Annotated in this window: 20 protein-coding genes; 9 read left to right on the top strand and 11 right to left on the bottom strand. The window is 66.6% G+C overall.

Annotated features, from left to right (window positions below):
• Positions 1–18: 18 nt before the first annotated feature.
• Entirely contained in the window at positions 19–1,593 is a 1,575-nt protein-coding gene (locus SARO_RS02225) for a helicase HerA-like domain-containing protein (protein WP_011444106.1), read from the top strand.
• A 69-nt stretch (positions 1,594–1,662) separates the two neighbouring features.
• On the opposite strand, the gene SARO_RS02220 is transcribed toward SARO_RS02225, so the two are convergent.
• From SARO_RS02220 to SARO_RS02195, 6 genes are all read right to left on the bottom strand, one after another.
• Complete coding sequence (locus SARO_RS02220) at positions 1,663–4,329, bottom strand: M1 family metallopeptidase (protein ID WP_011444105.1); 2,667 nt, start codon at positions 4,327–4,329, stop codon at positions 1,663–1,665.
• A 137-nt stretch (positions 4,330–4,466) separates the two neighbouring features.
• Positions 4,467–5,864 carry a sensor histidine kinase gene (locus SARO_RS02215; RefSeq protein ID WP_011444104.1) on the bottom strand — a complete coding sequence of 466 codons (1,398 nt, stop codon included), beginning with the start codon at positions 5,862–5,864 and terminating at the stop codon, positions 4,467–4,469.
• Between the two features lie 3 nt (positions 5,865–5,867).
• The gene (locus SARO_RS02210) at positions 5,868–6,605 is read right to left on the bottom strand and encodes a response regulator (protein WP_011444103.1); all 738 of its coding nucleotides are present in this window, start codon (positions 6,603–6,605) and stop codon (positions 5,868–5,870) included.
• Positions 6,606–6,610: 5 nt separating this feature from the next.
• Positions 6,611–7,291, bottom strand: coding sequence for an EF-hand domain-containing protein (locus SARO_RS02205; RefSeq protein WP_011444102.1), 681 nt, complete (start codon positions 7,289–7,291; stop codon positions 6,611–6,613).
• A gap of 227 nt (positions 7,292–7,518) precedes the next feature.
• Complete coding sequence (locus tag SARO_RS02200) at positions 7,519–7,887, bottom strand: VOC family protein (protein ID WP_011444101.1); 369 nt, start codon at positions 7,885–7,887, stop codon at positions 7,519–7,521.
• 55 nt (positions 7,888–7,942) lie between these two features.
• Positions 7,943–9,742, bottom strand: coding sequence for an aminopeptidase P family protein (locus SARO_RS02195; protein WP_041549963.1), 1,800 nt, complete (start codon positions 9,740–9,742; stop codon positions 7,943–7,945).
• A 62-nt stretch (positions 9,743–9,804) separates the two neighbouring features.
• Here SARO_RS02195 and SARO_RS02190 point away from each other — a divergent pair, with 62 nt between their 5' ends.
• Both SARO_RS02190 and SARO_RS02185 read left to right on the top strand, forming a co-directional pair.
• Positions 9,805–11,880 carry a S9 family peptidase gene (locus SARO_RS02190; protein WP_011444099.1) on the top strand — a complete coding sequence of 692 codons (2,076 nt, stop codon included), beginning with the start codon at positions 9,805–9,807 and terminating at the stop codon, positions 11,878–11,880.
• Positions 11,877–12,275 carry an acyl-CoA thioesterase gene (locus SARO_RS02185; protein ID WP_011444098.1) on the top strand — a complete coding sequence of 133 codons (399 nt, stop codon included), beginning with the start codon at positions 11,877–11,879 and terminating at the stop codon, positions 12,273–12,275. The genes SARO_RS02190 and SARO_RS02185 overlap by 4 nt, the downstream gene beginning before the upstream one ends.
• A gap of 7 nt (positions 12,276–12,282) precedes the next feature.
• Here SARO_RS02185 and SARO_RS02180 read toward each other — a convergent pair whose 3' ends face one another.
• On the bottom strand, positions 12,283–14,664 hold the full coding sequence (locus SARO_RS02180) for an FtsK/SpoIIIE family DNA translocase (RefSeq protein WP_011444097.1): 2,382 nt from the start codon (positions 14,662–14,664) through the stop codon (positions 12,283–12,285).
• 94 nt (positions 14,665–14,758) lie between these two features.
• Complete coding sequence (locus tag SARO_RS02175) at positions 14,759–15,295, bottom strand: thiamine phosphate synthase (protein WP_011444096.1); 537 nt, start codon at positions 15,293–15,295, stop codon at positions 14,759–14,761.
• 22 nt (positions 15,296–15,317) lie between these two features.
• On the opposite strand from SARO_RS02175, the gene SARO_RS02170 reads away from it, so the two are divergent.
• Entirely contained in the window at positions 15,318–15,983 is a 666-nt protein-coding gene (locus SARO_RS02170) for a YggS family pyridoxal phosphate-dependent enzyme (RefSeq protein WP_041549961.1), read from the top strand.
• Between the two features lie 56 nt (positions 15,984–16,039).
• Here SARO_RS02170 and pyk read toward each other — a convergent pair whose 3' ends face one another.
• Positions 16,040–17,515 carry a pyruvate kinase gene (gene pyk / locus SARO_RS02165; RefSeq protein ID WP_041549959.1) on the bottom strand — a complete coding sequence of 492 codons (1,476 nt, stop codon included), beginning with the start codon at positions 17,513–17,515 and terminating at the stop codon, positions 16,040–16,042.
• 53 nt (positions 17,516–17,568) lie between these two features.
• Here pyk and SARO_RS02160 point away from each other — a divergent pair, with 53 nt between their 5' ends.
• The 4 genes from SARO_RS02160 (at position 17,569) to SARO_RS02145 (ending at position 19,423) form a co-directional block, all read left to right on the top strand.
• Positions 17,569–17,877, top strand: a complete 309-nt coding sequence (locus SARO_RS02160; protein WP_011444093.1) for a DUF1244 domain-containing protein — start codon at positions 17,569–17,571, stop codon at positions 17,875–17,877.
• A gap of 96 nt (positions 17,878–17,973) precedes the next feature.
• Complete coding sequence (locus SARO_RS02155) at positions 17,974–18,210, top strand: DUF2312 domain-containing protein (RefSeq protein WP_011444092.1); 237 nt, start codon at positions 17,974–17,976, stop codon at positions 18,208–18,210.
• A 34-nt stretch (positions 18,211–18,244) separates the two neighbouring features.
• On the top strand, positions 18,245–18,748 hold the full coding sequence (locus tag SARO_RS02150) for a GNAT family N-acetyltransferase (protein WP_011444091.1): 504 nt from the start codon (positions 18,245–18,247) through the stop codon (positions 18,746–18,748).
• A gap of 51 nt (positions 18,749–18,799) precedes the next feature.
• Complete coding sequence (locus SARO_RS02145) at positions 18,800–19,423, top strand: murein L,D-transpeptidase catalytic domain-containing protein (protein ID WP_011444090.1); 624 nt, start codon at positions 18,800–18,802, stop codon at positions 19,421–19,423.
• On the opposite strand, the gene SARO_RS21290 is transcribed toward SARO_RS02145, so the two are convergent.
• Complete coding sequence (locus SARO_RS21290) at positions 19,396–19,611, bottom strand: hypothetical protein (RefSeq protein ID WP_041549956.1); 216 nt, start codon at positions 19,609–19,611, stop codon at positions 19,396–19,398. The genes SARO_RS02145 and SARO_RS21290 overlap by 28 nt on opposite strands.
• Positions 19,612–19,618: 7 nt before the next feature.
• Complete coding sequence (locus SARO_RS02135; protein ID WP_011444089.1) at positions 19,619–21,118, bottom strand: L,D-transpeptidase family protein; 1,500 nt, start codon at positions 21,116–21,118, stop codon at positions 19,619–19,621.
• 141 nt (positions 21,119–21,259) lie between these two features.
• On the opposite strand from SARO_RS02135, the gene SARO_RS02130 reads away from it, so the two are divergent.
• On the top strand, positions 21,260–22,150 hold the full coding sequence (locus SARO_RS02130; protein WP_011444088.1) for a DMT family transporter: 891 nt from the start codon (positions 21,260–21,262) through the stop codon (positions 22,148–22,150).
• Positions 22,151–22,204: the final 54 nt, after the last annotated feature.

Raw genomic sequence — 22,204 nt, 5'->3', positions numbered from 1 at the left:
ACGGATAAGGTGCTGCGCATGGACGATATCTACCTCGGTCTGGGTTCGAACGGCGAACGGCAGGTGCTGCGCCTGGGCCGGGCAAACCGCCACGGGCTCATCGCGGGGGCGACCGGCACCGGCAAGACCGTGACCTTGCAAGGCATTGCCGAACAGTTTTCGGCGCGCGGCGTACCCGTGTTCATGGCCGACGTGAAAGGCGACCTTGCGGGCATAGCCATGCCTGGCAGCCCCACGTTCAAGCATGCCGCCTCGCTGGAGGCGCGCGCGAAGGAACTGGGCATCGCCGACTACGCCTATTCCGACAATCCGGCGGTGTTCTGGGATCTCTACGGCGAAAGCGGGCACCCCATCCGCACCACCATTTCGGAAATGGGGCCATTGCTGCTGGCGCGCCTGATGGGGCTCAACGAGACGCAGGAAGGCGTGCTCAACATCGCGTTCCGCTATGCCGACGACAACGGCTTGCTGCTGATCGACCTTGCGGATCTGCAATCGGTGCTGGTTGCCTGCGCCGAGAACGCGAGCGAGCTTGCCACGCGCTACGGCAATGTCTCGAAGGCCAGCGTGGGCACGATCCAGCGCCAGCTCCTTGCCTTCGAAAGCCAGGGGGCAGATCGCTTCTTTGGCGAGCCTGCCTTCGAGATCAACGATTTCCTCAAGGTGGACGAGCAGGGACGCGGCATGGTCAACGTGCTGGCCGCCGAGAAGCTGATGCAGAGCCCCAAGCTCTACGCGACTTTCCTGCTGTGGCTTCTGTCCGAACTGTTCGAGGCGCTGCCCGAAGTGGGCGACCCGGAGAAGCCGTGCCTCGTGTTCTTCTTCGACGAGGCGCACCTCCTGTTCGAGGACGCGCCACAGGCGCTGATGGAAAAGGTCGAGCAGGTCGTCCGCCTGATCCGCTCGAAGGGCGTCGGTGTGTTCTTCGTCACGCAGAACCCGATCGACATTCCCGAGAAGATCGCGGGCCAGCTCGGCAACCGGGTGCAGCACGCCCTGCGCGCCTTCACCCCGCGCGACCAGAAGGCGATCCGCGCCGCCGCCGAGACTTTTCGCATCAACAAGGATCTCGATGTCGAGACGGTCATCACCGAACTGAAGGTGGGCGAGGCGCTGGTTTCCACGCTGGAGGAGGACGGTGCGCCCTCGGTGGTCCAGCGCACGCTGATCGCGCCGCCCCGCTCGCGCCTCGGACCGCTGACGCCGAAGGAGCGCGCAATCATCCAGTCCGTCAGCCCGTTCGATGGAAAGTACGACACGGCGGTGAACCGCGAATCCGCCGCAGAGATTCTCGCACGCAAGGCATCTGACGCCGCCGCCGCCGCGCAGCAGATCGAGGCCGAGGGCGAGGACAGCCAGCGCGCCTCGGCGCGGAGGTCGCCTTCGATGTGGGAGCGCGCCGGAAAGGCCGCCGCAGGGGCAGTGGCATCGTCGGCCGGCGCGGTCATCGCGGCGCAGATCACCGGCAAGAAATCGCGCGCGGCGCCGATGGCTTCGGGGATCACGGCGATGGCGGGCTCTATCGCCTCTTCAATCGGCGGCGAGGCCTTCGGGCGATTTGCCCGCGGAATCCTGGGCGGGCTGCTGCGCTAGAGGGCTGCTTCCGACGGAAGCCCGGGCCCGGAACCGGTCCGGGGCGGCACAGCCGCCCCGGATGGCTTGTCACTTCTTGCGGGCGTTGAGCCAGTCGGTCAGGCCCTTGACGAAGAGCGGACGCGCCTTTGCCCGTTCGGTTAAGCCACCGATCACCCGATCGACCGGGCGCGAGGCTTCGGCGGGGACGGTTGCCTTGAAGGCCTCCAGCTTGGCCAGCATCGCCGGATCGTTCGACGCGTTGGCAAGGCTGGCAATGAAGGTCACGCGGCTCTGCGCATCGACCAGCCCCTCGATCTTCGCACGGTTGGCCACGGCGAAATCGTAGGTGGCGTCCGGGTGTAGCCCCGCCGCCGCGACGATCATTGCAGCGCTCGTGGTCTTCCCCGGAACGTCGGTCAGCGCGAGATCGCGCGCGGCGGCAGCAAGCGCGGGATCGGCGGGACGACCGAGCAGCGTGTAGAGGAACTGGCGTTCGACCGCGCTGTTCGAAGCGGCCGCCATCTGGCGGATCGCATCCCAATCAGCCTTCGTCGCATTGCGCGCGACGATGTTGAGCCAGGTCGTCTTCTGCGGACCGTCGAGAGCCTTGGGGTTCGAGGCGAGCATGGCGAAGCGGCGGCGCGCCTCGGCCACGACATCGGGATCGCCCATCGTGCCGAAGCCCGAAATCAGCGTGGAGCGCAGATCGGCATCCGGCAGGCTCTCGTTCGCCTTGGGGTCGAAGCCGAGCGTCATGAGGCGCGGCTTCCAGGTGGCGGCGACCTTCGCGGCGAGCCGCTTCTGGGTAGCCGGGTCCTTTTCGAGCGTACGCCACGCGCCAACGTAGCGCCCGAATGCGCTGCTCGCGACGACCGGATTGGCATTGCCCGGAACCGCGGCGAGGAGGTCCAGTGCCGGGGCATAGGGCTGGTAGCCGCTGGTCGAGAGCGCAAGGTTGTCGGCAATCAGGCCCATCTGGTCGACGGGCTGCAGCGACGGCATCGCCGTCTTGAGCGAGGCCAGCATCTTGGGCGTGTAGAGCGAGCGGTAATAGCCGAGCTGGCCCGCATTGATGACGACCGGGCCGCAACCGTTGACGGTGACCGTGCCCTTGCCGCCGTCGAGGATCGTGCGCGTCGCCTCGCCGCCGGCGGAGACGAGCAGCGGCACCTTCCACTGCTGCGGCTGACCCGCGACCTGGTCCTTGCGGTCGATGCTGAATTCGCCCTGTTCGAGCATCACCGTGGAGACGCCCTTGCGGCAGGTCAGCCCGGTCACCTTGACCAGCGGGATGCCGGGCTTGGTGGTGAAGTCGGTGGCAACGGAAGTCAGCCCGGGGGCACCGGCCTTTTCGACCGCCTGCCACAGGTCCCTGGAACGCGTGTTGGCGAACTTGTGGTCGCGCATGTAGGCCCGCAGGCCATCGCGCCACACGGTCTCGCCCGCGAAGGATTCGAGCATCGAGATGACCGCTTCGCCCTTCTGGTAGGTGATCGCGTCGAAGGCCTGGTTGGTCTCGTCGACGGTCTTGATCTCCTGCACGATCGGGTGCGTGGTCTTGAACCCGTCGAGGCCCATCGCGGCCTCGCGCCCTTCGACGCGGCCGAGCAGCGGGAACCAGTCGGGGTGGAAATGGGCGGTCGCCTTGGTTTCCATCCAGCTGGCAAAGCCCTCGTTCAGCCAGAGGTCTTCCCACCAGGCCATCGTGACGAGATTGCCGAACCACTGGTGCGCCACTTCGTGCGCCTGGGTGGTGACGATGTTCTGGCGCGCAGAGGCCGAGGTGATCGCCGGATCGTTGAGCAGGATGCGCTCGAACGTCAGGATCGCACCCCAGTTTTCCATCGCCGAGAAGAACTGCGACTGGCCGGGGGCGGCCACGTTGTCGAGCTTGGGCAGGGGATAGGGCTGGCCGAAGTATTCGGAGTAGTAGGGGATCAGCGGCGCCAGCTCATCGAGCGCGAAACGCGGCTGCTCGCCGCTGCCCCGGGGCGCGACGATCCCGGCCTGTACGCCGGGCGCGGCTTCCTTGGCCATGCGTTCGAAATCGCCGAGCGCGAAGAACAGCAGGTACGATGACATCTTCGGACTGGTGCCGAACGTGACGCGCTTGAGCCCCTTGCCGAGATCCTCTTCCTTGATCGTCGGCATGTTGCTGATCGCCATGCGGTTCGACGGGACGACGGCGGAGAGATCGAAGGTCGCCTTGTAGATCGGCTCGTCGAACATGGGCGCGAAACGGCGGGCGTCCGGCGCCTCGAACTGGGTGAACAGGCCGCGCACGTCCTTGCCGGTGACCTTGTCGGGATAGTCGAGCGCGAAGAGGCCGTTGGCCTGGGTGTTGATTACGCCCGAATAGGTCGTGTCGAGCCGGTACTTGCCGGGCGCGAGCGGCTGGGCGGCGGCGAAGCGTGCAGTCTGGCTGGCCGCGTCCATCGTGACCGTGACCGGCATGGCCGCGCCGCCGGCCGGCGTGAGCGTGGCCGAGGCGATCTTGAGGTCGAGGGCGTGGAGCGTCAGCACCGGGCTCGCCTCGGTGACTTCAAGGTCGACCGAAGAGGTCCCGGTGAAAGTGAGGTTCGTGGCGTCGGGCGTGATCGAGATTGCATAGTGCGACGGATGCGCCACGCGAGGAAGATCGGTGTGCACGCCGGCGGCGGCGGAAGGGTTGGCCGGGGCCTGCTGGGCAGTGGCTGGAACGGCAAGGCAAGCAATGGACAGCGCAAGCGCCGAAACAAGTGAAATGGTACGCATGCGGACAATGACTCCCCGGCGCAATGAAGATTGGTTGCACTAGCAACCGGTCGGGCTGGCCGCGAGTCCTTTCGACGAACGACAATCATGCGCCGACCGATGTCGGTTGACTATGCCCCGCGCCGATGAGCGGGGAGTTAACCCGTCGGCAGGCGCACCGTGGCGGTCAGGCCGACGATTTCGCCGCCGGGGCCGTGGCGGTTCGTCAGGATCAGGGTCCCACCGTGCTGGTCCGCAATGGCGCGGGCAAGCGTGAGGCCGAGGCCCGTGCCGCCGGTACCGCTGTTGCGCGATGCCTCCAGCCGCGTGAACGGCTCCATCATGCGCGCGATCTCGCCTTCGGGGATGCCGGGGCCATCGTCCTCGATCCGGAGAACGGCGGTGCGCCCGTCACGGGCCAGCGATACGCGCGCCCTTTCGCCATAGCGCATGGCGTTGGAAACGAGGTTGCGCAGCGCGCGGCGCAGCCAGGTGGCGCGCAGGGGAACGACGACGCGTTCGGTGTCGCCCAGTTCGACCGGTTCCCCCATGTCCTCGAATTCGCCGATCACGTCGGCGACGAGAGCGGAAAGTTCCGTCGGCTCCACCGGGTCGGAAGGGCGACCGACGCGGGCGAGCGAGAGAATGTCGTCGAGCGAGCGGTTGATGTCCTCGATGGTGGCTGCCATGCGCGCGCGCTCGGTATCGTCGTCGACTGCCTCTATGCGCACGCGCAGGGCGGCGAGAGGGGTCTTGAGGTCGTGCCCGATGGCGCCGAGCATGACGTCCTTCTCGTCGAGCATGGCCGCGATCCGGGCTTCCATCGCGTTGTGCGCGTCGATCAGGCCCTGGATATCCTCCGGCCCTTCGGGTTCCAGCTGTCCATCGAGCGTACGATTGCTGGCGAAATCGCCGACGCGGCGGGTCAGCGCCTTAAGCGGGCGGGTGATGCGGCGCAGGATAAGCGCCATGACGCCGACCAGCACGAAGTAGAGCACGATCGTCTGCCCGACGAGTGGGGCAAGCACGCGCATCTCGCCGCCTTCGCTGAACACGCGGGTCGAAACCCATTGCCCGCTCGACTGGCGAACAGCGGCGATGACCAGGCGAGGCATCGGTTCCTTCGAGACCGCCGCGAGTTCGCGCCGGTGGCGGCGCATGAATTCAAGGCTCGGCTCGTCTTGCAGCGGATCGCGCTGGAACACGACAACCTGGGCCGCGTCATATCCCTGCGCGGTGAGGACCTCTGCAAGCTCGTGCTCGACGCGCGGGAGGCGGCGCTCGCCGGGGCGCTGGGGGGAACGGTCGGTCACGTCGACGCGGAAGGGTGGCGGCGGCGGACGCTCGTCGTCATCGCCGTGATGCTTGCGCCGCATTTCGGGCGGCGGGCCGAGCAACCGGAACGCGGCGGAGCTGACCATCCCGGATTCGCGGCGGTGGCTCTGTTCGCGCCAGATCAGCACCGCCGAGATCGTCTGCGCGATCAGCAGGGCGAAGGCAATCGCCAGCAGGACCTGTCCCTGCAGGCTACGGGGCCAGAGGCGCAAGGCTCGCACGGTTCAGGCTTCGCCTTCGACGGCGGCGCGCTTGCGGACTTCGGCGGCGAGCATGTAGCCGCCACCCCAGACGGTCTGGATCAGTTCCGGATTGCGGCTGTCGACCTCGATCTTTCGGCGCAGGCGCGAAATCTGGTTGTCCACCGCGCGGTCGAACAGGTGCGCTTCACGGCCCTGGACCATATCGAGCAGACGATCGCGATCGAGGACCTGGCGGGGATGGTCGAGGAAAGCCATGAGCAGGCGGAACTCGGCCGAGGATATGGCGACGACCGCGCCTTCGGCATCGATCAGCCGGCGCTTGAGCGGATCGAGCCGCCAGCCCTCGAATTCATAGATGACCTCGTCCGAAACCTCGCTCGACTGCTTGGTTGCGCGGCGCAGGACCGAACGGATGCGGGCGACGAGTTCGCGCGGGTCGAAGGGCTTCACGACATAGTCGTCGGCACCGATTTCCAGCCCGACGATGCGATCGGTGGATTCGCCCTTCGCGGTGATGAAAATGACCGGAAGCCGCTTCGATTCCACAAGATGGCGGCACAGCGACAGCCCGTCTTCGCCCGGCATCATGATGTCGAGCAGGACCAGGTCGCAACCGGTTTCAAGTAAACGGCTGCGTGCTTCGGCGGCAGTACCGGCCTGCGTTACGACGAACCCCTGGCGGACCAGATAGTCCGCCAGGGGTTCGCGCAGGGCCGGTTCGTCATCCACCAGGAGAATGCGGATCGGCGCTTCGTTCATGGCAATCAGTTAGCCGGAGGCGGGGGCGGAGGTCCATCGCCCATTGCGCCCATCGGGCCACGTTCGCCGGGGCGGCCCATCTTGCCCATCATTTCCTTCATCGCGGCGCGACGTTCTTCCGGCGTGATCTTGCCATCCTTGTTGGCGTCGGCCTTGTCGAAGTGTGCCTTGGCGGCGGCATCGAATTCGGCGCGGGTCACGGTGCCGTCCTTGTTGGCATCGGCCATGCCGAGCATGTGCATGCCACCGCCCATCATGCCGTGGTGCCCGCCGGGACCGCGCTTGCCACGATGGCCTTCGTGGCCGGGCATGCCGTCAGGATGGCCGCCAGGACGTTCGCCAGGCGAGGCATCGGGACGATCGCCCGGCATATCGCCCATTCGGTCCTTCATGGCTTCGTGATGAGCGATGAATTCGTCGCGGCTGATCGAACCGTTCTTGTCGGTATCGATCTCGGCGAACTTTTCGGCCCACTTGGCGGCGCGGTCGGCCTGGTCGAGCTTGCCGTCCTTGTTGACGTCGAGCTTCGTCCACATTTCGTCGGACTTCGCCTTGGCTTCCGCCCAGGTGATGGTCTTGTCGCCATCGGCGTCCATCTTCTGCGCAATCGCGGGCGATGCCGCATAGAGTGCGACCGAGGCGGTCGCCATGACGGCGGCTGCAGCAGCAAGCTGGAATTTCTTCATTGTCACGCTCCACGAGGAGGAAAGGGGGAGGAGACTGCGGCCGCCCGCCGTTTCGGCAAGGAGAGGGGGAGGGAAGACCTTGCCCAGGGGGGACTGGATGGGGACGACCGCAGTTCCTGTGGGTCCTATCTAGGAGCGCATTGTCGCGCGACTATGCCGGCAGGGCCGGATTTTTGTCGCAATTTGTCGCGCAGGCGAATTCATGTTCATCGCCGCGCAAGCGAATGTCAGCCCATGACGAAGGCGTTGAGCTTGTTGCCATCGGGATCGCGGAAGTAGGCGGCGTAGAATCCGCCGCCACGCAAGCCCGGCGCGCCTTCGTCGCTGCCGCCATGAGCGAGCGCGATGGCATGGAGCCGGTCGACCTGCGCGTTGTCCTTCGCCTCAAGCGCGACCATCACTCCGTTGCCCACCGTGGCGGCATTGCCGTCGAAGGGCTTCATCGCCGCGATCCCCGCAGCGCCGCCGGGAACGCCCCAGGCGATGCCGGTGGGGAATTCCATCATGCGGCCCACACCCATCTCCGCCGCAATTGCATCGTAGAAAGCCGCGGAGCGTTCGAGGTCATTCGTCCCAACGGTGACGTAGCCGATCATGTCCGATTTCCTTTGCGTGAGTCGATTTCGGAACAATAGGTGAACAAATATCCCGTCACAAGGGGGCGCAGGCCCGGACCAGCCACTCGCGATCCTCGCCGCCGAGCTGGGGCGCAAGGACAGCGCGGACGCTCGCGTGATAGGCGTTCAGCCACTCGCGCTCTTCGCCCGAAAGCAGCGCCACGTCGACCAGAGCCCGGTCTATGGGCGCAAAGGTCAGTGTCTCGAAACCGTAGAACTCGCCTTCCGCGCCTTCGATTTCGCGCCGCTCCACGAGCACGAGATTCTCGATGCGGATGCCGTATTCTCCGGTTTTGTAATAGCCAGGCTCATTCGACAGGATCATGCCTGGCATGAGTTCCTGCCCGGTGCCCGCCTGGCCTCCGGATGCCTTGGCGATGCGCTGCGGCCCCTCGTGGACGGCGAGGAAGCTGCCGACGCCGTGGCCGGTGCCGTGGGCATAATCGAGGCCTGCCGCCCACAGGAACTGGCGCGCGAAGCTGTCGAGCTGGCTGCCCGCGGTGCCCTTGGGGAACACCGCCCGCGCAAGCGCGATGTGGCCCTTGAGAACCCGGGTGAAGCGGTCCTTCACCAGCGCAGGCGGCTCGCCCGGACCGATCCACACGGTGCGGGTGATGTCGGTGGTGCCATCGACGTACTGACCGCCCGAATCGACGAGGTAGACACTGTTCGGCTCGAGTACGCGGCTCGTTTCCTCGCTCACCCGGTAGTGAACGACGGCGCCGTTCGGTCCCGCGCCCGAGATCGTGTCGAAAGACAGGTCCCTGAGCAGCCCGCCTTCCGCGCGAAAGGCCTGGAGGCGGTTGGCGGCCGAGAGTTCGGTCACCCCGCCCTTCGGCGCCTCGACGGCCACCCAGCGCAGGAAGCGGGCGATCGCCGCGCCATCGCGGGCCTGCGCGGCGCGGTGCCCAGCCTGCTCGACCGGATTCTTCAGGGCCTTGGGCAAGACGACCGGGTCCGTCTCGGCAACGATCTCGGCGCCGGAATCTTCGAGTGCATGGAAGATCGCCGCCACCGCCCGCTCTGGATCTACCGCGACCTTGCGCCCCGCGAGCGCCCTGAGCGCAGGCACGAAAGCCTCGCGCGGCTGCACGCGCACGGCATTGCCGAGATGCGCGAGGAGCGCAGGCGTGACCTTTTCCGGCGCGATGAACAGGTCGGCGGTGCCATCGGCATGGGCAAGTACGAAGGACAGTGCCACCGGCGTGCGGTCCACGTCGCTGCCCCGGATGTTGAGCAGCCATGCCACCGAATCGAGCGCGGTGACGACAGCGGCGTCCAGCCCCCTGGCGGCCAGCCATTCGGCAACTTCGGCGCGCTTCTCGCTGGCGGACTTGCCCGCGTGTTCGTCCGCGTGGGGAATGGCGGGTGCGAGCGAGGGCGCCGGGCGGTCCTGCCACACCGCGTCGACCGGATTGGCGGACACGGGCACGAGCGTCGCCCCGCGATCTGCAAGGGCCTTCTGCGCGGCTTGCGCCCAGCCCTTGGAATGGAGCCACGCATCATAGCCGATGCGCGCGCCTTTGGGCGCATGTTCGCCAAGCCAGGCAGCGACGCTGGTCTGCGGCACCGACTGGTACGACCACAGCGAACCGTCGACCTGATCGCGTACCTGCAGGGTGTAGCGCCCGTCGACGAAGATCGCGGCTTCGTTCGCAAGGACGACGGCAGTCCCGGCCGAACCGCCGAACCCGGTCAGCCATTCCAGCCGCTGGGCGTAGGCGCCGACATACTCGCTCATGTGTTCGTCGGAAATCGGGATGACGAAGCCGTCCAGGCCGTCCTTCGCCAGCTGCTTTCGCAAGGCGTCGAGGCGGGCTTCGTGGGTGTGCATAAGCATGGGGTGTGTCCTGAATGGGATAGGCCCGCCTTGCGGGCGTCATGCGGGCAACATAGATGCAGCGAATGACTCTTGCCACTCCTCCCGTCGCGGCAAGGAAGCCGCACAGCTTCTCGCACCACGGCCTGACCGTTTCCGACGACTATTTCTGGCTGCGCGATCCCGGCTATCCGGACGTGACCGACAAGGACGTGCTGGCCCATCTGGAAGCCGAGAACGCCTGGTTCGAGACGCGCATGGCCGCGCAGAAGCCGGTGATCGACAAGCTGTTCAAGGAAATGCGCGGGAGGATCAAGGAAGCGGACAAGTCCGTGCCGCAGAAGGACGGCAATTTCCTCTACTGGATCGAGTACGAGGACGGCGCCGAATACAAGAAGTGGTGGCGCCGCCCGGTCGGTGCGCCCGATGACGGCAGCGCCGACGAACTGATCCTCGACGAAGTGGCGCTGGCCGAGGGCAAGGAATACTTCCGCCTCGGCGCCATCGCGGTCTCCAACGACGGAACGCGCCTCGCCTGGTCGGTTGACGACAACGGATCGGAGCGCTTCACCGCGCGGATCAAGGTCATCGCCACCGGCGAGATCCTGCCCGACGAGATTCCGGGCACGCTGTCAGGCCTGATCTGGGTGAAGAACGACACCGGGCTCGTCTATTCGCTCGCCAACGAGAACTGGCGCACCGACAATGCGCGGCTGCACTGGATCGGCCAGCCGCTGGAAAGCGACGTGGAACTCTATCATGAGGACGATGAAGGGTTTCGCGTCAGTGCGGCGCTTTCGGCCAACGAGAAGTGGCTCATCATCGCCACCGGCGACCACGAGACCGGCGAGGTTCGCCTCGTGCCCGCCAACGACCCGCTGGCGCCGCCGCTGCTGGTCAAGCCCCGGCAGAGAGGCGTCGAGTACGACGTGGATGAGCGCGAGGGCGTGCTCTACATCCATACCAACGACACCCACGAGAATTTCCGCCTCGCCACTGCGCCGCTCTCTGACCCGGGCAACTGGACGACGCTGATCGAGGGCACGCAGGACTTCTACCTGACCGGGTTCGAGCTGTTCCGCGACTTCTACATCGTGGAAGGTCGCGTTCGCGGCCTCGATCGCATCGAGGTGCGCTACTACGATGATCCGACCAGGATCGAGCCCATCGAATTTCCCGAGGCGAGCTACGAAGCCTCGCTGGGCGACAATCCCGAATGGGCGATGCAGGTGCTGCGGGTCGGCTACGAATCGATGGTCAGCCCTTCGTCCGTATTCGACTACGACGTCGCAACCCGGCACCTGACGCTGCTCAAGGTGCAGGAAATCCCGAGTGGCTACGACGCCTCGCTCTACGAGACGACCCGACTGGAGATCGCGGCGCGCGACGGCACGATGGTCCCGGTCAGCGTGGTCTGGCGCAAGGATCGTCAGCCGGGCGGGCCGCTGCATCTCTATGGCTACGGCGCCTATGGCATCGCCATCGGCCCAGGCTTCTCGACCACCCGCCTCAGCCTGGTCGACCGGGGCTTCGCCTATGCCATCGCCCATATCCGCGGCGGCGACGACCTTGGCCGGGCATGGTACAAGGCCGGCAAGCTCGAGGCGCGGACCAACACGTTCAACGACTTCGTCGACGTGGCGAAAGGCCTGATCGAGCGCGGCTTCACCGAGGCCGGAAAAATCAGCATCTCGGGCGGATCGGCCGGCGGCGAGCTGATGGGCGCGGTGATCAATTCCGACCCCGACCTGTGGGGCGCGGTCGTGGCGCACGTTCCCTTCGTCGATGTCCTTGCGACCATGCTCGACGAGGATCTCCCGCTGACCCCGGGCGAATGGCCGGAATGGGGCAACCCGATCGAGGACAAGGCGGCTTTCGAACTGATCCGGTCCTACTCGCCCTACGATCAGGTCAAGCCGCAGGCCTATCCGCCACTCATGGTCACCGCCGGGCTGAATGACCCGCGCGTGACCTACTGGGAGCCGGCCAAGTGGGTGGCGAGGCTGCGCGAGCTGAAGACCGACGAGAACGAGCTGATCCTCAAGACCAACATGGGCGCGGGCCACGGCGGCAAGTCGGGCCGGTTCGAGAGCCTGAAGGAGACGGCGGAGGAATTCGCCTTCATCCTGTGGCAACTGGGCGTCGCGGCGTGAGCAATCGCCACACGCTGACATTCACGGCGGGCCCGGAGCACATCGACGAGCTGGGCCACGTCAACAATGCGGTGTGGGTGACGTGGATCCAGGACATCGCCACCAGCCACTGGTCCGCCGTCGCACCGCAGGCACACCAGGAGGCCTATGTCTGGGTCGTGACCCGGCACGAGATCGACTATCGCGGCAACATCGGCCCGGGCGAGAGCGTCACGGCCGAAACCTTCATTCCCGAAGGCCCGACCGGCGCCCGCTTCGATCGCTGCGTGGAATTCCGCAATGGGCAAGGCCGCGTGATCGTCAGCGCACGGACCACCTGGGCGCTGATCGACCGGGCCAGCGGACGACTGCTGCGGGTGCCAAGGGAAGTCGCCGCGACCTTCCTCGGGACCTGAACGGCGGTCAGAGCGGGTTGCCGTCCTTGTCGCGGTAGATCTCGCGCCGCCCGACGTGGTTGGCCGGACCGACGAGGCCATCGGCTTCCATCCGCTCGATCCACTTCGAGGCAGTGTTGTAGCCCACGCCCATCTGGCGCTGGATCCAGCTTGCCGAAGCCTTCTGGCTTTCGAACACGAGCTGGCAGACCTGGCGATACTTGCGATCTTCGGGGTTGTCGGAAGCGCTGTCGATGTCGTCGAAGCCGAAGCCGCCGTCCTCGGGCTCCTCGGTTACCGAATCGACGTATTCGGGGCTGCCCTGCGACCGCCAGTGATCGGCCACCTTCTCGACCTCCTCGTCGCTCACAAACGGGCCGTGGACGCGCTTTATAGGGTCGGTGTTGGGCTTGTAGAGCATGTCGCCCTTGCCCAGGAGCTGTTCCGCGCCCTGCTCGCCCAGGATCGTGCGGCTGTCGATGCGGCTGGTCACGGCGAAGGATATGCGCGTCGGCAGGTTGGCCTTGATCACGCCGGTGATGACGTCAACCGAGGGACGCTGCGTTGCCATGATCAGGTGGATGCCGGCGGCGCGGCTCTTCTGCGAGAGCCGCTGGATCAGCACTTCGATCTCCTTGCCGACGGTGACCATGAGGTCGGCCAGCTCGTCGACGATGACCACGATCTGCGGCAGGACCTCGTAGTCGAGCTGCTGCTCCTCGAACAGCTCCTCGCCCGTGTCGGGATCGAAGCCCACCTGGATGCGGCGGCCCAGCGGCTTGCCCTTGGCCTGCGCGGCGCGGACCTTCTCGTTGAAACCGGAAATGTTGCGCACGCCGATCGACGACATCTGGCGATAGCGCCGCTCCATTTCCTCGACAGCCCACTTCAGCGCGCGCACGGCCTTGCCCGGCTCGGTCACCACGGGCGAGAGGAGGTGCGGAATGTCGTCGTAGGACTTGAGTTCCAGCACCTTGGGATCGACCAGGATCAGGCGGCACTGCGCAGGCGTGAGCCGGTAGAGCAGTGAAAGCAGGATGCAGTTGAGACCAACCGACTTGCCCGAGCCGGTGGTGCCCGCGACCAGCAGGTGCGGCATCGTGGCAAGGTCGGCGACGATGGGATCGCCGGAAATGTCCTTGCCCAGGATGATCGGCAGGAGCGCCTTGGAACTGGCGAACTTCTCGCAGGCGACAAGCTCGCGGAAGCTCACCATGTCGCGGATCGCGTTGGGCAGTTCGATGCCCATGACGGTGCGGCCGGGGATCGAGGAAACGCGCGCGGAAATCGCGCTCATATTGCGGGCGATGTCGTCGGCCAGGCCGATCACGCGGCTGGCCTTGATGCCGGGGGCAGGCTCAAGCTCGTACATGGTCACCACCGGGCCGGTGCGCACGGCGGTGATCTCACCCTTGACGTTGAAGTCGTCGAGCACGTTTTCAAGCAGGCGCGCGTTGCGTTCAAGCGCGAGCTTGTCGATCTTCTGCGCCGAGCCTGCCGGTGCCTCGACCAGCAGTTCGATCGAGGGCAGTTCGTACTTGTCGAACAGGTCGCCCTGGCGCGCCTTGGACTGGACCGCGGCAGGCGCGGGCGCACGCGAAGGGTCGGTAATCTCGGTCGGCTTGCGCGGGGCGAGAGCGGCCTCGACATCGACCGCCTCGGCAGCGGCGCGGGCTTCCTTCTCGCGCTTTTCCTTTCGCGGTGTGGGCTCGAACGGCACTTCGTCGCCGGTCTTTTCCACACGCTCGCGGCGGTGCAGGAAGGATGGCAGGCTGGCCATGCGCGCCCAGTCGAACGCAAAGATCCGGCTGGCCAGCGCGATGCCTCCGCCAAGCGTCGCAAGACCGACGGGCACGCTGAACCAAAGCGGCGAAACCTGCGGCACGAGGCCCGCGAGCGCATTGACCAGCGTCGCGCCGAGCAGGCCGGCAAGGCCGCCGGGCCCCGCCGGCAGGCGGCTGGACGAACCCGCGCCCCACAGCGCCAGCGCAGTGCCAATCAGCGCCATCGCCAACAGCAGAAGAAGCGCCGGGCGCCACCAGCGCTGCGGCGGCGGCGCCTCGTCGTCGTCGTCGATATCGATCAGGTCGCTTTCCGCGTCCCACAGGCGCCGCGCGAAGACCCACAGCAGAGGCAGGAGCAATGCGCCCGGAAGGCCGAAGAACAGCAGCACCCGCTCCGCCGTCCACGCGCCGGCCAGGCCCATCCAGTTTTCGACCGGGCTACCCGATGCGGTGCTGCCCGAAGGATCGGTCTGGGTATAGCTGACCAGCGCGAGGGCCAGGAACAGCATGGCTGCCGCAAGCACGCCGCCGCCGATCAGTTCGAGGCTGCGGCGCAACGAGCGGCGCAGCACGGCACGCCAGTCTGCGCCGCTTCCGCGTGCGTTCGATCCTGCCCGGCTAGCCATGATTGCGCGTATCCCTGCCCTTGCTTTGGCCATCATGCGCCGGTTAGGGAGTCAGCGTCAAGAATCCCGCGGGGAATCGCGCTGGAGCAATGGCTTAAGCGAGGCCGTCGATAGCCGCCCAGCCATGCACCGGCAAGCGCGCCGCACGCCGCGCCGTCATACCGCCAAGCGCGATCACCGGCAGCGGAGACCGGCGCGCGAGCAGCAGGAAGCGCACCGGGCCCAGTACCGGCGCTCCCGGATGTGAGCGAGTAGGATGAACCGGGGATAGCAGGACCGCGTCGGCACCTGCTCTCGCTGCGGCAGCGACTTCACCGAGCGAGTGGGCGGTGGCAAGCCGGATACCCCGCCTTCCCGCCACCTCGCGCGCAGTTCCGTAGACGCCCTCGCCCCCCCAGGCGGTGGGAACGCGCGCGCCGATCATCGAGATGCCGCGCGCTCTTGCCAGCCGGCGCAGTTCCGCAAAGCGCCGCCGCCGTTCGTGAGCAGGCAGGTGATAGTGCCGGAAGACCAGCGCCGACCCGCGCGGCAGCCGCGCGATCGCGCGGGCCAGCGCCGCATCGTTGCGTGCATCGCTGAGCAGGATCAGATGCGGCGCACGCGCGCGCTGGATGGTCTGGCGCTTTGCCATCCCGGCGCTATAGCACCGCGCCATGGAACAGGCAGTCCCTTCATCGCCGCTCGATGCGGTTCGCGCCCGCATCGCTTCCGCAGCCCGCATCGCCGGTCGCAAGGCCGACGAGGTGACGCTCGTCGCGGTGTCGAAGACGAAGCCGGCAGAAGCCATTCTCGACCTTGTCGCACAGGGTCAGCGGGTGTTCGGCGAGAACCGCGTGCAGGAAGCACAGGCCAAGTGGCCCGCGATCCGTGCCGCGCATCCCGACATCTCGCTCCACCTCATCGGCCAGCTCCAGTCGAACAAGGCCGAGGACGCCATTGCCCTGTTCGACTGCATCCACTCGCTCGACCGGCCCAGTCTGGTCGCGGCGCTGGCGAAGGCGCAGGACAAGCTGGGCAAGCGGGTGCCGTGCTTCGTTCAGGTGAACATCGGCGCGGAAGAGCAGAAGGGCGGCTGCGCCGTGGCGGACCTGCCGGCGCTCCTCGCCGACGCGCGCGAGAAGGGCATCGACGTGGTGGGCCTGATGTGCGTTCCCCCCGCAGGCATCGAGGCGGCGCCGTTCTTCGCGCTGCTGGACAAGCTCGCCGACGACAACGGCCTGTCCGGGCTGTCGATGGGGATGAGCGACGACCTGGAAACCGCCGTGCAACTCGGCGCGACGCATGTGCGCGTCGGCTCCGCACTGTTCGGAGAGCGCTGAGCCCGACCGACAGGGACCGGCACGCGCTGACGCGCGACCGGCCGTCTATCGTCGCCTCATTCGCCGTGGCGGGTGAGTTCGTCGCCGGTAAGCGTCACCACGTGGAGCAGGTTGGTCGCCCCCGGCGTGCCGAACGGAACACCCGCCAGCGCGACGAGCTTGGATCCGGCCGAGCCGAAGCCGTGGCGCAGCGCCATGCGCTTGCCCTTGGCGATCATCTCCTCGAAGCTGCCGATGTCCTTGGTGCTGACGGCATGGGCGCCCCACAGCAGCCCGACCTTGCGCGCCGTCTTGTGCGAAGGCGTGAGCACGAGCATCGGCACGCCGGGACGTTCGCGCGCCACGCGGCGAGCGGTGGAACCCGATCCGGTAAACACGATGATCCCGGAAATCGGCAAGGTCTCGGTGATGCTCGCCGCAGCCTGCGCAAGGGCGTCGGCGGTGGTCGGATCGGGAAGCGTCTCTAAGAAGTGGACGCGCGCGCCATAGCCCGGATCGGCTTCGACCTGCGCGGCGATGCGGTGCATGATGGTGACCGCCTCTTCCGGCCAGGCACCGGCGGCGGTTTCGGCCGAGAGCATCACCGCGTCGGCGCCGTCATAGACCGCATTGGCGACGTCCGAAACTTCGGCGCGGGTCGGCGTCGGCGCTTCGATCATCGATTCGAGCATCTGCGTGGCGACGACCACCGGCTTGCCCTGGCGGCGCGCGGTTTCGACGATGCGCTTCTGGAGCGGCGGCACCTCTTCAGGGTTCAGCTCGACGCCAAGGTCGCCGCGGGCGACCATGATGCCGTCCGAAAGCTCGACGATCTCTTCAAGCCGGGAAATCGCCGCCGGCTTTTCGATCTTGGCCATGAGCGAGCCGTGGCCGCCCAGCAGGCGCCGCGCCTCGGCCACGTCCTCGGGCCGCTGGACGAACGACAGCGCGATCCAGTCCGCCCCCTGCTCAACCGCGAACGACAGGTCGCGCCGATCCTTGTCGGTCAGCGCGGGAACGGGCACCACCGCATCGGGAACGTTGACGCCCTTGCGATCGGAAATGACGCCGCCGACTTCGGCCGAACAGAGGATCTCGTTCTCGTCGGCGCGGATCACCCGCAGCCGCAGCTTGCCGTCGTCGATCAGCAGGCGCTGGCCCTTGTGAAGAACGCCGAACAGTTCGGGATGCGGCAGGCAGACGCGGGTTTCATCGCCCGGCTCGGGATTGCGATCGAGCGTGAAGTGGCCCGAATGGCGGATGACCGCGCGGCCGTCCTTGAACTTGCCGACGCGAAGCTTGGGCCCCTGCAGGTCGCACAGGATCGTGATCGGCCGGTTCACCTTCTTTTCCAGCGCGCGGATGTTGGCGATGGTCTCGGCGTGAATCGCGTGTTCGCCGTGGCTCATGTTGACGCGGAAGGCGTCGGCGCCGGCGCGGAACAGCTTTTCGAGCATTTCCGGATCGCGGCTGGCAGGGCCGACCGTGGCGAGGATCTTTACCTTGCGTCCGCGAGGATCGAGCTTGGCCACGGCTTTGGTACTCCTTATCATTCCGGCGAAACGCGCTATGGCCGATGGCCGTGCAAAACCCAAGGACGTTTACAGTGGATACGAATGCAATCGATGAACTGCCGGACGCTGTCGCCGCCGCCGCATTCCGTCGCCTGGTGAAGCACCTCCAGCATCGTCACGATGCGCAGAACATCGACCTGATGGGCCTTGCCGGCTTCTGCCGCAACTGCCTCGCCGACTGGATCGTCGATGGCGGATTCGAGGGCGACAAGGCCGCCGCGCGCGAGGTGATCCATGGCCTGCCCGCCGCCGAATGGAAGGCCCGATACCAGACCGAGGCGACGCCCGAGCAGCTCGCCCGTATGGACGAAAGCCTGAAGAAGAACGCCGGCGCTCATTAATCCCCGGACTATCCACAGGCCCGGTTTTGCCCGAATCCGGTCGCGCCGCTATCAGCCGCGCGAACCGATTCACCCGCTTACCCGGAGACTTTCCCGATGGCCGATTCCGCCGACGACCGCCTGCGCCTCCTGATCGAGCGCATCGAACGCCTCGAAGAGGAAAAGAAGGGCATCGGCGACGACATCAAGGACGTCTACAACGAGGCCAAGGCCACCGGCTACGACGCCAAGATCATGCGCCAGATCGTCCGCCTGCGTAAAATGAAGCCCGATGACCGCCGCGAAATGGAAGCGGTCCTGGAAACCTACAAGAACGCCCTCGGCATCGACTGATTGCAAGTTCGCAGGGCAAAGGTAGAAGGCGCGGATGAGCATTTCCATCCGCGCCGCAACGCCTGACGACCTGCCTCTTGTGGCTCGCCTCGTCCGCGCTCTCGCGGAATACGAGAAGCTGGCCCACGAAGTGCGCTTCGACGAAGCCGTGCTGGGCGAGAAGCTGTTCGGCCCGCGCCCCTACGCCGAAGTGGCGATCGGCGAGATCGATGGCGAGGCGCAGGGCTTCGCCCTGTTCTTCCACAATTTCTCGACCTTCGAGGGCAAGCCGGGAATCTATCTCGAGGACCTCTTCGTCCAGCCCGCCGCACGCGGCTCGGGCCTGGGCAAGGCGCTGCTCTCCCACCTCGCGGCCCTTGCGACCGAACGCGATTGCGCGCGCCTCGAATGGTCGGTGCTGGACTGGAACGAACCGGCGATCGGCTTCTACAAGTCGCTCGGCGCGCGCCTGATGGACGAATGGACCGTGATGCGGGTGGATGGCGACGCGCTGGCTCGGCTTGGCGCGAATGCTGGAAATTCCGTCGAAATCGCATAGAATGCGATGCGTTCACGCTGGATAAGGCAATCGCGTGGTACGGGACGGGACATGAGCATCGAAGTTGACAGGCGAACGGTAATCGCAGGCGTCGCGGCAAGCGCCGCCGCCGCGGTATTTCCGCCCCGCGTGGCGGCGGCGACCTATTACCCGACGGAGCAGCACCGCCGCGTGCTGGAAATCGCCAAGGAGCAGGTCGAGCGCCACCGCGCATCGCTGTGGCGGACCGACATTGTCGCCATCGCCGACTTCGCGCTGCCGTCCTCGCTCCCGCGCTTCCACTTCGCCAATCTCGACCGGGGCGAGGTTCGCTCGTTCCTGGTGGCGCACGGCCGCGGCTCCGATCCGGAGCATGACGGCTTTCTCAAGACGTTCTCGAACGACGTGGGCAGCCTTGCCACCTCGCGCGGGGCCTATGTCACCTACGAATGGTACAAGGGCAAATACGGCACCTCGATCCGCCTCGGCGGCCTCTCGCCCGAAAACTCGAACGTCCTCGACCGCGCGATCGTGCTTCACCCGGCCTGGTACGCCGACCCCGCGATGCTCGACAAATGGGGCAAGCTCGGCCGTTCCGACGGTTGCTTCGCCATGAGCGAGACCGATTTCAACGAGGCGCTCTGGCACCTCTCGGGCGGCCGCCTGATCTACGCCGACAGGCTCGGGCTGGGCTGAACCCGGCCCGGCTCAGCGGAAGCGGGCTGGCGCCGCCGGCCCTTGGTGCGGCTGGTCAGGTGAAAGCGGAAACAACGATCGCAGGCATAAGCGTAGAGGATGAGGCCGCTGGCAGTCGCGGCCTCCATCGCCTCCCCGCGCGAGGCATAGCGCACCTTGCGGCGACAGACGCTCTCGCGGGTCCGCATGCTTGGCCTAGAGCGGATTGTCGAGCTTGATGACTTCCTCGTTGCTCTTGCGCTGGGTCGTGTGGAGCTGGCGGGGCTGGGCGAAGGTGGCGAGCACCGGCGCGTCGCGGTTGTAGATGTCCGGGAAGGACCGCAGCATTCCGTTCACGTCGCGCGCGACGGTGAAGTAGGTGAGATAGACCGGGAATGTCTTGGTCATCGGCACCTTGGTATAGACCTTCGAGGTATGCGCGGCGACGGCATCGTCGGGAGTCATCCCGGCCCCGAGGATCGCCATTGTCATGGCCAGCTCGGTCGCCCGCTCCACGCGCACGCAACCGTGGCTGAGCGCGCGGGCGGGCAGGTTGAACAGGTTGCGGTTGGGCGTATCGTGCAGGAAGATCGCGTGCTCGTTGGGCATGTCGAGCTTCATCCGGCCCAGCGAGTTGTTGTCGCCCGGCTGCTGGACGACATAGATCGTGCCATCCCCCGCCTTGGTCACCTTGTAGCCCTCGCGCTCGGCCTGACGCGGGTTGTTGACCAGACGTGCGCCCAGCCCTTCGCCGACGACGATCGACTGCGGCACGGTCCATGTGGGATTGAAGATCACGCCTTCCACCGTCTCGGCCAGCTGCGGGGTCGCAGTCTTGCCGGGCTTGCCAACGATGACCTTGTAGGTGCTGATGATCTTGTTGCGCACCGTCAGGCGGAGCACCTGCTCGGGGACGTTGGCCAGCAGGTACTGCGTGCCCAGGTCGCGCGCCAGCCAGCGCCAGCGATCCATGTTGGCGCGGATCAGCGCGGCCTGCTTCTGGGTCTGCGCCTTGGGCAGCGCGGCCTTGAGCGCGGCATAGTCCGGCACCGTTGGCAGCAGTGCCATGAGCGCGCCCTTCACGTCGTGCCTTGCAAGGGCATCAGCAAGGATCAGCGAGGTCGGGTGGACGTCCTGGTCGGGGTCGACCGCGAACCACTGCACGCGCGCCGTCATCGGTGTGCGGCCATCGCGCAGGTCCTCGGCCAGCCAGGTGAACAGGCGCGTTGCCGTCTCGTCGAGTTCGGGCCCTTCGCCCTTCAGGATCGCGGCCGACAATGCCTCGGGCTGGTAGTCCCTGGGGAACAGCCCTTCGGCGCCGATGCCCTTGATCATGGCGAGCAGGCCTTGCGCATCGCTCTGCGTCCAGTGCGGCGCAGGCACAGGCGTCGGCGCTTCGACCGGCGCGGCAGTGGGCGATACTGTGGGTGATGCAGCGGGGGCCGCAGTCGGCGTTGCCGTCGGAGCAACGACCGGCGCAGGCTTGGCCTGCTTGGTCAGGTCAACCGGACCGGCCTGAGTGCCGGCCTGAGTGCCGGCCTGAGTGCCGGCCTGAGATCCCGCCTGAGTTCCGGCCTTCGCCGCGAGTGGTTGGGAAGCAAAGGTCAGCGCCACGACAGCCACGCCAAGCATGCCGGAAAGGCCGGCCCCGAGATTCGCACGCTTCACTTTTCGCACTTCCCCGTTCACTCGCATTTTGGCTGCGGGAGCCGTCATTTCAAAGATGTCCTGCCCCAAGCCCCGATCACTATCAAGCGCCGCGCCTGTCTGAAGGCTGAATCACCCTGAAGTCCGAATCCCCGGCCGCGGGACACAACATGGTTTCAAGACGCAACCGGTTTGCCTATGGCATGACCGATGAACGATCACCGCGTCCCTTTGCTCCCGGTTCTTGCCGCACTGTTCGGCCTGGCGCTGTTCTCGTTGATGGACGGCGTGATGAAGGCCGCCTCGCTCGCCATCGGCGCCTATGCCGCGATGTGCTGGCGCGGTCTTGCGGGGTCGCTCCTGATGCTGCCGCTCTGGCTGTGGCGGGGACAGGGCTGGCCCGCGTGGACCACGCTCAAGGTCCATCTCCTGCGCGGGTCGGTCGCTTCCATCATGGCGACGCTGTTCTTCTACGGCATCGTCCGCCTGCCGCTGGCCGAAGGCATCGCGCTTTCGTTCATAGCGCCGCTCATCGCGCTCTACCTCGCCGCGCTGCTGCTGGGCGAGAAGGTGCGCCGGTCTGCCATTGGCGGTTCCGTACTGGCGCTTGCGGGCGTCATCGTGATCGCGGGCGGCAAGTTCGATGGCCCCGCCGATGCCGAAGCGGTGAAGGGCCTCGTCGCAACGCTGGTCTCGGCCGTCCTCTACGCATGGAACCTGGTCCTGCAACGCCAGCAGGCGCTTCTGGCAAAGCCGGAAGAAGTCGCCTTCTTCCAGGCGCTGGTCCAGTTCGGCTTTCTCGGCCTTGGCGCGTGGTGGCTGGCGCCCTTTCCCACCGGCACGGTCTGGTGGCTACTGATCGTCTCCGCCCTGCTGTCGGCCGCATCGCTGATGCTGCTGAGCTGGGCCTATGGCCGCGCCGAAGCGCAAGTGCTGGTGCCGCTCGAATATACCGCGTTCATCTGGGCCGCCATCGTCGGCTGGGTAGCCTTCGCCGAGCCGGTCACCGCCTCGATGCTGGCAGGCGTCACCCTTATCGTCGCGGGCTGTCTCTACGCGACCCGCAAGGGCGGGACCGCGCCTGCCGTCAAGGCCGCCTGATCAGGCAACCCGACCGCTTTTGCAATTGCAAATCAATAAGCGGAAATAGCGGAC

The organism is Novosphingobium aromaticivorans DSM 12444 (assembly GCF_000013325.1).
GTDB lineage: Bacteria > Pseudomonadota > Alphaproteobacteria > Sphingomonadales > Sphingomonadaceae > Novosphingobium > Novosphingobium aromaticivorans.
The sequence above is the reverse complement of the archived record's forward strand: the minus strand, read 5'-3'. Positions and strand labels throughout refer to the sequence as shown.